Source organism: Bacillus sp. 220_BSPC (genome assembly GCF_001054655.1).
Taxonomy (GTDB): Bacteria; Bacillota; Bacilli; order Bacillales; family DSM-1321; genus Peribacillus; species Peribacillus frigoritolerans.
In genome coordinates this window covers 1-11,915 of sequence record NZ_JVPL01000014.1, presented here as the reverse complement: position 1 = coordinate 11,915, position 11,915 = coordinate 1, and the positions used below count along the sequence as shown (strand labels likewise).

General features: G+C 40.1%; 13 protein-coding genes. 11 read left to right on the top strand and 2 right to left on the bottom strand.

Annotated features, from left to right (window positions below; all coding sequences use genetic code 11):
- Positions 1 to 91 precede the first annotated feature (91 nt).
- The gene (locus ADA55_RS00990) at positions 92 to 607 is read right to left on the bottom strand and encodes an antibiotic biosynthesis monooxygenase family protein (protein ID WP_048678003.1); all 516 of its coding nucleotides are present in this window, start codon (positions 605 to 607) and stop codon (positions 92 to 94) included.
- Positions 608 to 859: 252 nt separating this feature from the next.
- Between ADA55_RS00990 and hemE the strand changes: the two genes are divergently transcribed.
- The 3 genes from hemE to ADA55_RS00975 all read left to right on the top strand — a co-directional run bounded on the left by hemE (position 860) and on the right by ADA55_RS00975 (position 3,765).
- Entirely contained in the window at positions 860 to 1,903 is a 1,044-nt protein-coding gene (gene hemE, locus ADA55_RS00985) for a uroporphyrinogen decarboxylase (protein ID WP_048678002.1), read from the top strand.
- Between the two features lie 78 nt (positions 1,904 to 1,981).
- On the top strand, positions 1,982 to 2,917 hold the full coding sequence (gene hemH / locus ADA55_RS00980) for a ferrochelatase (RefSeq protein WP_034314663.1): 936 nt from the start codon (positions 1,982 to 1,984) through the stop codon (positions 2,915 to 2,917).
- Between the two features lie 272 nt (positions 2,918 to 3,189).
- Positions 3,190 to 3,765 carry a TetR/AcrR family transcriptional regulator gene (locus tag ADA55_RS00975; RefSeq protein ID WP_048678001.1) on the top strand — a complete coding sequence of 192 codons (576 nt, stop codon included), beginning with the start codon at positions 3,190 to 3,192 and terminating at the stop codon, positions 3,763 to 3,765.
- A gap of 161 nt (positions 3,766 to 3,926) precedes the next feature.
- Here ADA55_RS00975 and yhfH read toward each other — a convergent pair whose 3' ends face one another.
- A complete protein-coding gene (gene yhfH / locus ADA55_RS27845) occupies positions 3,927 to 4,055 on the bottom strand; it encodes a protein YhfH (RefSeq protein WP_065310849.1) in 129 nt (42 codons plus the stop codon).
- A gap of 172 nt (positions 4,056 to 4,227) precedes the next feature.
- Between yhfH and ADA55_RS00970 the strand changes: the two genes are divergently transcribed.
- From ADA55_RS00970 to ADA55_RS00940, 8 genes are all read left to right on the top strand, one after another.
- On the top strand, positions 4,228 to 4,962 hold the full coding sequence (locus tag ADA55_RS00970; protein ID WP_048678000.1) for an MBL fold metallo-hydrolase: 735 nt from the start codon (positions 4,228 to 4,230) through the stop codon (positions 4,960 to 4,962).
- A 41-nt stretch (positions 4,963 to 5,003) separates the two neighbouring features.
- Positions 5,004 to 5,993, top strand: a complete 990-nt coding sequence (locus ADA55_RS00965) for a lipoate--protein ligase (protein ID WP_048677999.1) — start codon at positions 5,004 to 5,006, stop codon at positions 5,991 to 5,993.
- Between the two features lie 178 nt (positions 5,994 to 6,171).
- Positions 6,172 to 7,716, top strand: coding sequence for a fatty acid--CoA ligase family protein (locus ADA55_RS00960; RefSeq protein WP_048677998.1), 1,545 nt, complete (start codon positions 6,172 to 6,174; stop codon positions 7,714 to 7,716).
- Between the two features lie 176 nt (positions 7,717 to 7,892).
- Positions 7,893 to 8,420, top strand: a complete 528-nt coding sequence (locus ADA55_RS00955; protein ID WP_048677997.1) for an HD domain-containing protein — start codon at positions 7,893 to 7,895, stop codon at positions 8,418 to 8,420.
- Positions 8,421 to 8,607: 187 nt separating this feature from the next.
- Positions 8,608 to 9,060, top strand: coding sequence for a response regulator transcription factor (locus ADA55_RS00950; protein WP_048677996.1), 453 nt, complete (start codon positions 8,608 to 8,610; stop codon positions 9,058 to 9,060).
- 13 nt (positions 9,061 to 9,073) lie between these two features.
- Positions 9,074 to 9,250, top strand: coding sequence for a response regulator transcription factor (locus ADA55_RS31285; RefSeq protein ID WP_082162763.1), 177 nt, complete (start codon positions 9,074 to 9,076; stop codon positions 9,248 to 9,250).
- A 366-nt stretch (positions 9,251 to 9,616) separates the two neighbouring features.
- Positions 9,617 to 10,882 carry a M48 family metallopeptidase gene (locus ADA55_RS00945; RefSeq protein WP_048677995.1) on the top strand — a complete coding sequence of 422 codons (1,266 nt, stop codon included), beginning with the start codon at positions 9,617 to 9,619 and terminating at the stop codon, positions 10,880 to 10,882.
- Positions 10,883 to 11,024: 142 nt separating this feature from the next.
- A complete protein-coding gene (locus ADA55_RS00940) occupies positions 11,025 to 11,834 on the top strand; it encodes a YitT family protein (protein WP_048677994.1) in 810 nt (269 codons plus the stop codon).
- The last annotated feature ends 81 nt before the right edge of the window (positions 11,835 to 11,915 follow it).

The window sequence follows — 11,915 nt, the reverse complement described above, 5'->3', positions numbered from 1 at the left end:
ATAAAAATAGACAAACTCGATTTTCATCGAGTTTGTCTACAGTCTGAGAGGCCCATCCTTTAGGATGCGCCTCTTATTGAGCAAGAATGGATTATTCTTCGGAATCCTTCACCAATGTATATTGCGTTACATAGGCTTCACCTGAAAACATCTTCTGGCTGGAATTCGTAACGGGAGCTTTGGAGTCGCTGTTATGTGCCATCTTAAAGGAACTGGAATTCTTCCAGTTCAGGAAATCAGCTTGTTTCTCCCAAATCGTTAGAATAACATAAGTTTCAGAGTTGATTGGCCGCAGTACACGAAGTGCGACGAAACCTGGTTCATTTTCAATGAATCCAGCCCTGTTTTTAAAACGATGTTCGAATACCGGCCTTCCTTCTTCACTTACAGGGATATTGTTCATGACTACATACCCATGATCCTGAAGGGTTCCTTTCCCATCAACTACTTCATACTTACGTGGAGAGCTGAAGATCGTTTTACCTGTAGTTTCATGTAAAAGTACTGCAGTGTCAGGGTTTTGCATAAGTAATATTTTTTCATTCGGGTGCTTATCTTTTTTGATTTTCAAAAAATCGTAAGTGCCTGATGTGATGAATACATTCATAATTTCCCCTCCAATTACTATATAGTGCCTGTATACCCATTTTACCCAATGAATAGTGCTTTTACCATTTCCAAACTAACCATAAAGCTGGTAAACCGGTAAGATACATATATAAAAGTCGATTTTTTGACAAATATATTATAGAAAAAGCTATAGTTTAAGGAGATTCGATTTGAAATTCAACATCCTTCTGATATTCTATGTAGGTAATGAATAAAAATAGAAACGTGATTGCTTGAAAGGTGGATATTAATGTCTAAGGAAATTACGAATGATACATTTTTAAAAGCTGCAAGAGGAGAGAAAACGGATCATGTGCCTGTTTGGTATATGCGTCAGGCTGGCCGTTCACAGCCGGAATACCGTAAATTGAAAGAGAAGTACTCACTTTTTGAAATTACTCATCAGCCGGAATTATGCGCTTATGTAACTAGATTGCCAGTTGAGCAATATGATGTAGACGCTGCGATTTTATATAAAGATATAATGACACCGCTACCAGCCATTGGTGTCGATGTTGAGATTAAGTCCGGAATCGGTCCAGTCATAGCCAATCCAATCCAATCGGTGACAGATGTTGAAAAATTAGGTGAATTGAACCCAGAGAAAGACATCCCATATGTATTGGACACGATTAAATTATTGACCACGGAGCAATTGTCCGTTCCTTTGATCGGTTTCTCCGGGGCTCCGTTCACCATTGCTTCATACATGATTGAAGGCGGCCCCTCCAAAAACTACAATAAGACGAAAGCTTTCATGTATTCCGAGCCAAAGGCTTGGTTTGCATTAATGGATAAGCTAGCCGATATGATCATCATCTATGTCAAGTCACAAATTAAAGCCGGCGTTAAAGCCGTCCAAATCTTTGATTCTTGGGTGGGTGCTTTGAATGTTGAAGATTACCGCGTGTTCATCAAGCCGATCATGACTCGTATCTTTTCTTCATTGAGAGAAGAAAATGTACCGCTAATCATGTTCGGGGTCGGCGCAAGTCACTTGGCACTTGAGTGGAATGATCTTCCGATTGATGTAGTCGGGCTTGATTGGAGATTACCAATTACAGAAGCAAGACAAATGGGAATCCAGAAAACGGTACAAGGTAATCTTGATCCTGCCCTGCTATTATCATCATGGGATGTTATAGAAGAACGGACGAAAAGAATCTTGGATCAGGGCATGGAACAGGACGGCTACATCTTTAATCTTGGTCATGGAGTTTTCCCATCCGTAAATCCGGAAACACTGAAGAGGCTGACCGCTTTCATTCACGAATATTCATCAAAAATGAAGTAAGGTGAGCGAACCATTTGCTAAAACTCCTTAATTGGATGCACAATAAAAGAACGAAATCTTTAAAAGAGGTGTAATTTCATGTCAAGAAAAAAAATGGGCCTTTTAGTCATGGCTTATGGTACTCCATACACTGAAGAGGATATTGAAAGGTATTATACACATATTCGACATGGGAGACGGCCAAGCGACGAATTGATTGCCGACCTTAAAGGCAGATATGAAGCGATCGGTGGATTATCGCCGCTTGCAAAAATAACGGCAGGGCAAGCTGAAGCGCTTGAAAAGAAATTGAATTCCGTCCAGGAGGAAGTTGAATTCAAGGCATATCTTGGACTGAAACATATTGAACCTTTTGTTGAAGACGCAGTGAAACAAATGCATGAAGATGGAATCAAAGAGGCGGTCAGTATCGTATTGGCACCGCATTTTTCAACATTCAGCGTGAAGTCTTATAATGGACGTGCCCAGGATGAAGCCGCTAAATTGGGGGACCTGACCATCACTTCCGTTGAAAGCTGGTATGATGAACCAAAATTCATCCAATATTGGGTAGACCAAGTAAAAGAAGTAATCGGGAAAATGACCTCGGAAGAACGCGATAATTTCGCTTTGATTGTGTCGGCACATAGCCTCCCGGAAAAAATCTTGCAATCGGGTGATCCGTATCCAAATCAACTGAAAGAAACGGCAGACATGATTGCCGAAGGCGCAGGGGTTACCAATTATGCAGTAGGCTGGCAAAGCGCTGGACAAACTCCTGAACCATGGTTGGGACCCGATGTACAGGATTTAACCAGAGATCTTCATCAAGCAAAAGGTTATAAAGCTTTCATTTATATTCCTGTTGGCTTTGTTGCCGAGCACCTTGAAGTCCTTTATGATAACGATTATGAATGTAAGGTTGTGACGGAAGAGATTGGCGCAGGCTACTATAGGCCGGATATGCCCAATGTTAAACCTGAATTCATCGATGCTTTGGCCACGATCATTTTAAACAGATTACAGGAAAAGTGATCAGTAAATAGGAGAAAATCAGTTTAACCATGCTTGCCATGTGCTCTGCCTATTTTTATTTGAAGTTATGTTATTCACCGGAAAAGCGACGCTACCTTTGGCCTTGCAGATTTAAATAAATATGTATTTTCGAAAAGTGGCTGTCCAGTAACGAGGATGGCCATTGTTTCTCTTGGAAATTGAAAATATAATTGAAAAAACTGAAAATTTTTGGTATGATATCGTTGAACATAATGACTGTTTTGTCCGTCTGGTCAGGATTGGGGTGGGAAATGTCTGTTGATCGTAAAAAATTAATTTTGGAAGCTGCGACCAAGTCGTTTTCACTTTTTGGCTATAAGGCAACGACGATGGATCAAGTCGCTAAAATTGCCAATGTGGGAAAAGGGACCATTTATACCTTTTATAAAAATAAAGAAGAGCTGTTTAAAGAAATCGTTCAGCGGATGATAGAGGAAATGAAATATGAGGCGGAACAATCTTTGGATGACCAACTCTCCTTTTTTGAAAACCTGCATCGGGCCGTTTATCGAATTCTGGAGTTCAGGCAGGAACATCAATTATCATTAAAACTTCTTCAGGAAGAGCGGGAAATTGGTACGCCGGCCGTTCAGGAAATGGTTAATGAAATGGAAGAAGCCATCGTATCCTACATTAAGGAAAAACTAAAAATAGCGATTGATAAGGGCTATATACAACCTTGCGATCCAGAGATAACAGCTTTCCTGATGCTAAAAATGTACCTTGCCCTGATCTTTGATTGGGAAAGGAACCATGCCCCATTAGAGAAAGAGGAAATTGCTGAACTATTTAAAATATATTTGTTCAAAGGATTATCCGTTACGTGATCATTCTATTTTTTTGCTGAAAGGCAATGAACCCCAATAAAAGAAGAGATACCGATCATCGGTATCTCTTCTTTTATTGGGGTTTTTTTCAGCTGCGAAACCGAAACATCTATGAAATTCATCCTGCTATTTGGGAAGAGGATGGTGAATCACAAAGACTACTACTCTCCAGAAAGGCAATGATCACAGTGGTTTCCATAACATTCGTGCTGTTCTTCAATTTTTTTTCCGCATTCCGTGCATTGTTTCGGTGGCAGATTTTTAAAGAACTCAACGCTACTTTGAATCATGAACATCATCTCCTGAATTTTTTATTATTCGCTTTTCTATGGTTTTATTGTATTATAACAGATTTAGAATGTCAATGAATGTTTTATAACATAAGTAAAAAAGGTGAAATAAGGGCAAGAATAGTTTATATTAATGGGGAAGTCATTGAGAGAAAAAAAGGAGTGCCTAAGCATGAAAATCACCGTAATTGGCTGCTGGGGCGGTTATCCAGCTAAAAATGAGGCAAGTTCCGGCTATTTGCTTGAATATGAAGATTTTCGCATTCTGCTTGATTGTGGCAGCGGTGTTCTATCACAGCTTCAAAACCATATGAAGCCGGAGGATCTTGGTGCAGTTGTATTATCCCACTATCATCCTGATCATGTAGCGGATATTGGTGTCCTGCAGCACGCTGCGTTCATACAGCAGATATTGGGCAGCGAAAAAAGGACGATTCCTATATATGGTCATGATTTGGACGAAGTCGAATTTGGTAAGTTAACTTATAAAGACGTGACAAAGGGGATAGCCATCTCCGCTGATCAGCCATTAACCATTGGACCGTGTAAATTTACGTTCATGAAAACAAAACATCCAGTACCTTGTTTTGCAATGAGGATTGAAGCTGAAAATCATTCGATCGTTTACACAGGTGACAGTTCATATATGGATGAGCTTGCAGATTTCGCTAAAGACGCAAATGTTTTATTATGCGAAAGTAACTTTTACAGTGATATGGATGGTTCAAAGGCGGGGCATATGACGGCAAGGGAAGCGGGCCTGCTGGCAGAAAAGGCTGACGTCCAGCTTTTGCTGTTAACTCACCTCCCTCATTATGGGAATCTCGATCAACTGAAAAAAGAAGCATCCGAGGTATTCAAAAGGGAAATAGCTGTAGCCAAAACCAATCTCGAGTTCCAACTATAAATGAAACATCAGTGATATGAAGTCTACAAGGAGGAACAACTGTGCTTTTTATTGATAATAAGGGAATTACAGATCCAAGAATTAACCTGGCCATCGAAGAATTTGCGCTTAAACATTTAAACATAGATGAAACCTATCTTTTATTTTACATTAATCGACCTTCAATCATCATAGGCAGAAATCAAAATACGATTGAAGAAATCAATTCCGATTATGTAGATGAAAAGGGCATTACAGTTGTTCGCCGCCTTTCCGGGGGTGGAGCGGTTTATCATGACCTAGGGAATCTCAATTTCAGTTTCATTACGAAAGATGATGGGGATAGTTTCCATAACTTCAAGAAATTCACCCAGCCTGTCGTGGAAACGCTCGAGAAACTAGGAATACATGCTGAATTGAGCGGTCGTAACGATATTCTGGCTGAAGGAAAGAAAATTTCGGGAAACGCGATGTTTTCAACGAAGGGCAGAATGTTCAGTCATGGGACATTGCTGTTTCAATCAGAAATGGATCACATTGTATCCGCTTTAAAAGTGAAAAAAGATAAAATCGAGTCCAAAGGGATTAAATCGATAAGAAGCCGTGTTGGTAATATCGCCGATTTCCTAAAAGAACCGATGTCTGTTGAAGAATTCCGTTCATTCCTTCTGCAAAATATTTTCAAAGATAACGGAAAGGTTACAGAGTATGTTTTAACAGAAACGGATTGGGAGAAAATTCACGAAATCTCGGAAGATAGGTATCAAAATTGGGAGTGGAATTACGGAAAATCACCTAAATTCAACTTGCAAAACTCACATAGATTTCCTGTGGGATCTGTTGATATCCGCCTTGAAGTGAACAGGGGAATCATTGAGAACTGCAAGATCTACGGTGATTTCTTCGGGGTCGGAGAGGTTGCGGATATTGAACGAAAGCTTACTGGAATACGCTATGAAAAGGAAGCAATCAGCCGAGTACTGGATGAGATCGATGTTCGTCATTATTTTGGCAATGTAACAAAAGAAGAAATATTGGCTTTAATATATTAAGCCTGAAAGCCGTCCCGACTTAATAGGACGGCTTTTGTGACTAATAATGACAGTAATTGCTTGAATATGGATAAAATGGTTGCTGTGATCGCATTCTTTTAATATAATAAAAATGTATTTAGTTCACCATAAAAATGAATGACCATTCATTCATGCTATTTGCAGGGGAGGGAGAAAGATGAATTTATCTGAACAGCTTCATCAAATGGCTTTAAAAAAGGCGGATAAGCCAGCATATTACTTTTTGGATCAATCCACTTCATATGGGGAATTGGATAAAGCCGTTACGAAGTTCGCAGACGAATTACATAGGCTTGGTGTTTCAAAAGGTGATAACATTGCGCTGTTATTAGGCAACTCTCCACATTTCATCATTTCATTGTATGGAGCTATGCGAGCAGGGGCGACCGTAATTCCCGTCAATCCAATATACACACCTGACGAGATTGGTTATATCCTGAATAATGGCGATGTAAAGGTTGTTGTGGCATTAGATAAGCTTTTACCCTTACTGGAGAAAATGAACCCTATCCTTTCAAGCGTAGAACAATATGTAATTTGTGAAATGCAGCCGGATAATGGGGATAGTAGCGAATTTAACATCTGCAATAAAATGAAATCGTTTACAAAAATGGTCGAATCGGGGGATGAAGGCTTTAAAGGTCCTGAACTGGATCCTGAAGATACGGCAATCATACTTTATACTTCCGGGACAACGGGGAAACCAAAGGGGGCCATGCTCACACATACCAATATCTACTCCAATGCACATGATATTGGTGAATATTTAAATATCACGGAAAGTGACCGTGTCATTACGACATTGCCAATGTTCCATGTTTTCAGTTTAACGGTAGTTGTGAATGCCCCGTTGATAAGCGGAGGTACGCTTTTAATTGTCCCGCAATTCAGTCCAAAGGAAATATTCAGGCAAATCAAAAAATATGATGCAACCGTTTTTGCTGGCGTGCCTACGATGTATAACTTTCTTTTTCAATATCCAGATGCGAAAGAGGATGCTTTGAAGTCTTTGCGGATATGCATATCTGGCGGATCCGCCATGCCAGTGTCCCTGCTTGAATCATTCGAGCGGAAATTTAATGTTAGGGTTTCAGAAGGATATGGCTTATCCGAAGCTTCCCCTGTTACCTGCTTCAATCCTTTGGACCGTCCAAGGAAGGCGGGTTCCATCGGAACATCCATCCTTAGGGTGGAAAACAAAGTGGTCAATGAGCTTGGAGAAGAAGTGCCGATCAATGGTGTAGGAGAATTGATTGTCAGGGGTCCGAATGTAATGAAAGGTTATTATAAAATGCCTGAAGAATCAGCCGCTGTCTTGAAAAATGGCTGGTTATATACAGGCGATTTAGCCAGGATGGATGATGAAGGCTACTTTTTCATTGTAGATCGTAAAAAGGAGCTTATCATCGTCGGTGGCTATAATGTCTATCCGCGTGAAGTGGAGGAGGTTTTGTATGCCCATCCTGAAGTAGTTGAGGCAGCAGCCATTGGCGTTCCCGATCCCAATCAGGGGGAAGTGGTTAAATGCTTTGTGGTAAAGAAAAACAATGCATTGACTGAGGAAGAGCTGCTTGCCCATTGCATGGAACACTTGGCCAAATATAAGGTGCCGGCAAAAATTGAGTTTTTGGATGAACTTCCAAAAAACGCGACTGGTAAAATTTTACGGCGTTCCTTGAAAAACCATGTACTGCAAAACTGAATTACATTGATCATGAGGAGATCATTGCCTATAACCGGCAATGGTCCTTTTTTTGTACAACCAAAGTGTATGAGGCTGCATAAAATATATTGAAGAATCTTAAAACCTTGATTCTTGTTTCGAAAAGAGTTATGATTGTCATTAAAAATTTCCACAAAATTGTAAGGAGGGGTTAGATGAGAGATGTAAAGCTATTGGATATTTTTGCACATCCCATTGCTCAAAAATACTTGAACCGTTCAGGTCTGGCACATGCGATTGCGGTAGCATACCATGCGTTTCACTTAGCAAATGAATATAATGTCGACCCTGATATTGCCGCTAAAGCCGGGCTATTGCATGATATGGGTCATTTCACCTGGTATCGCAATGGTAAATGGGATTATGATCTTTATAAACAAAATGATATTCACCCCATCAAAGGTGCCGAACGAGCACATAAACTGTTAATCCGCTTGGGAGAAAACCCGATCAAGGCAAAGACCATTTCCCTCGCCATTTTATTTCATACCGATTCGTTCTTACCTTCGAATGATATTATTCGTACACCGCTTCAGCAAGTCGTCAAATGGGCCGACGAAAAAGATGAAGAAGAAGGCGGAAAACACCATTATCGCAAAATTGATTTTCCGCGGGCAAAGGAAAGCATCATGAAACTTGATACGCTCATAGATGAGGAACAAAGAAAAAGGCTATCATCCTGAAATCAAACGGGTTGATAGCCTTTTTTATTGTCAGGAGGAACACAATTATTAAAAGTATTTTTACAGTTTAAATTTGTTAACAGGTGAATTAATGATGTAAAATATAGACCATTAGAACTATTCCCCGGCTAACAATTATAAAAAACTATCGGATTAATAACAAATAAAGAAAGTAACAGGTGAGGTTATGAAGTCGATTAAGCTAGTGATATATGGTGGTCAGGGAGGAATTGAGGGAATCATCGAACAAGAAGGTGACATTAAGGTCATGGGGATGACTGGAAATGAAATGGACCTTCTTGATTCTGATCATACATCAGTCATTCGCTCATCAGGGAAGTATGGACAGGAAGTCATGCAAATCCTGAAGGAAAAACACCCATCCACTCCTTTCGTCATTTTTACTGCCTATTCAGAAAATCATTATCTTATTGAAGCAATAGGCCATGGTGCAGCAGGTTATGTGTTACAGGATGGCGGAATGAAACAGTTGATGTCGGCAATCCGTCAATGTGCCAACGGTCAAATCGTTTATCCTGCCTCATTCAAATCAATTTTAATGAAAAAGCTGGAGCGGGATGTTGAAAGATCACCAGTAACTTTGGAAAAGGCAATCGAAAAATTGGGGGCTTTTTTCTAAACGCGAGCATGAACTGCTTATCCTGCTAACCCAAAGCGAAACGAATAAGCAAATTTCAAAAAAACTTTTTCTATCGATCGGCACGGTAAAAAACCATATAAGCCGTATTTACAGAAAACTGAATGTTAATAATCGACCGGAGCTTATGGCACTTTTGTATGGTTTTCAAAATAGCGGGATGAAGGGATGACCGATTATGCCTGCCGTTCCGTTAATCGGTCTCATTCATTATAAATCAAATTCACATTTGAAATCCTTTGATGAAACGATTTCATCTTAGCAATTAGGCAAAGGAATAAATTCGTCGTTGCCTTAAACCTCTCATCCCTCCGTTTTTTTAGTGTCTCTGCATATGAATCATTCTGCCTCCCTTCCCGGAAGTGCATGTTAGGCTGGTGGATTATTCTGGGAAATCTTAAGGTTGATAATGAACAATGAAAAATCAACAAAATGATGGGAATTGTAAGGAAGAATAATATTGAAGGGAAATGCGGTTCTAACCTGTCCATTTTGGATTAAACTATTAAGAGGGAGATTCGTTTTAAGGAGGGGCATCATGGTTAGAAAATGGGCTGGAAGGGCGATTATATTATATATCCTTTATGCAGCAGCGATGTATTGGTATATTTTTTATGGAGCGGATACGACCATTCCCGAAGCTTTGCGTGGAACGGCAGCAGATCCTGCAACATTCCTGAATGCAAGGGAACTAAAGCTTAGTGAAGAGTATTCAGGACTGCGGAATTTTATTTTTTTCGTATCGACGCCATATGAATGGCTTCTGTATTTCTTCATATTATTATTCGGTTTTTCAAAGGCATTTGAAAAATCGTCAATGGCAGTCTCTAGACGGAAAGCGATCAGAACGGGCATTTACTTATTCTGGCTTTCCGTTATTTCATACCTGGCTCTATTTCCAATCAGTTTCATTGGATATCGGATGAGCAAGAGTTACCACATAAGTACACAAAGTTTCACCTCGTGGATGAAGGATGGAGTCATCGAATTCTGGGTGAATTTTGGGATGATGTTCATCATCGTTTCCGTTTTATATTGGTTAATGAAGAAAAGTGTGAAGAAGTGGTGGCTCTATGCTTGGATGTTGTCCATTCCTTTTTCCTTGTTCCTGATGTTCGTTCAGCCTGTATTGATTGATCCGCTGTACAATGAATTCTATCCTCTCAAAAATAAAGAGCTGGAAACGGAAATATTGGCACTAGCCTCACAGGCTGAGATCCCGGCTGAACACGTGTATGAAGTAAATATGGCGGAAAAGACAAATGCCTTGAATGCATATGTGACCGGCATAGGTTCCAACTCAAGAATAGTTCTTTGGGATACGACCCTGAACAAACTGAAGGAAGATGAAATCCTTTTTATCATGGCACATGAAATGGCTCATTATGTGGAAAAGCACATTTATATAGGGATTGCAGGTTATTTAGGACTGACATTAATCGGTTTGTGGCTGACTTCGAAAATCATGAATTTTATCATTGGTCGCTGGGGCCATCAGTTAAAGGTCCGTTCGGTTGACAGCATATCATCTCTTCCGTTATTTCTCTTGATAACGTCTGTGCTGCTCTTTGCTTCGAGTCCGCTGTCCAATTATGTTTCCAGATATCAAGAAACAAGGGCTGACCGTTATGCCATTGAAATGACCGGGGACAAAGAATCAGCAATCACGACTTTCCAGGAACTCACGAGGTCGGGTTTGAGTCAGGTCAACCCGCCATTCCTGGTTAAATGGCTGCGGTATTCCCATCCGACCATGCTCGAACGGATTTCAACGGTTGAAAATGCAGATACAAAGGGTGATTGAAAGCCAGCTGAAAACCAGCTGGCTTTTTTTCTTCGGAAAGTGGAAGTTTGTGGTCGTTTTCAGAAAAAACTATTATTTTTAAAAATCTTAGGTTCTCTACTATAATAAATTAAATTCCCAGTTCGTTTTAAGGAGATCGGATATGTATAATGTACTTTTCATCACTGTAGGCTCAGTGCTTGTGGCAGTAGCCTACAACTTATTTTTGATACCACATTTAATTTTAAGCAGCGGACTTAGTGGACTTGCGATCATGTTCGGAATCATCACCCCAGTCAACACAGGGATATTGAATTTTCTGATGAACCTGCCATTGCTGATACTTGGTTACCTGAAATTAGGGAGACGCTTTATCACCTATACGATATTATCAGTTGTCGTGATTTCCATCAGTTTATACCTCATTCCAGTTCACGGTATTTCCACTGAACCGATTTTGTCTTCTTTATTTGGCGGAATCATATCGGGAATCGGGATAGGCATCGTCTTTCGCGCTTCGGGGTCTTCGGGCGGCTTTGATATCATTGCCATGCTATTGGCTAAGAAGAGCGACTTTCCGCTTGGTACATTGCTTTCGGTGATGAATGCTGTTGTGGTGGTAATCTCAGGCTTCATCTTCGGTTGGGATGCCGCATTATATACGCTGATTTCCATTTATGCAGCAGGAAAGGTGATCGATACGATCCATTCCAATCACATTAAATTAACATTGATGATCGTTACCAAAAAGAGTGACGAAATGAAAACGAAGCTCCTGACCAACCTATATCGTGGAATTACAGTCATGGATGGTGAAGGTGCATATTCAGGAGAAAAGAGCAAAGTAATGATGACAGTCATTACACGTTATCAGTTAACCGATGTAAAAACGATGATAAAAGAAGTGGATCCGAATGCCTTTGTTAATATAACCGAAACTGCCGAGGTCATGGGTATGTTTCATAAAGAGTGATGATAATAAGAAAAGCCTCCCGACATTATGGGAGGCTTCAGACTGTAGACAAACTCGATGAAAATCGAGTTTGTCTATTTT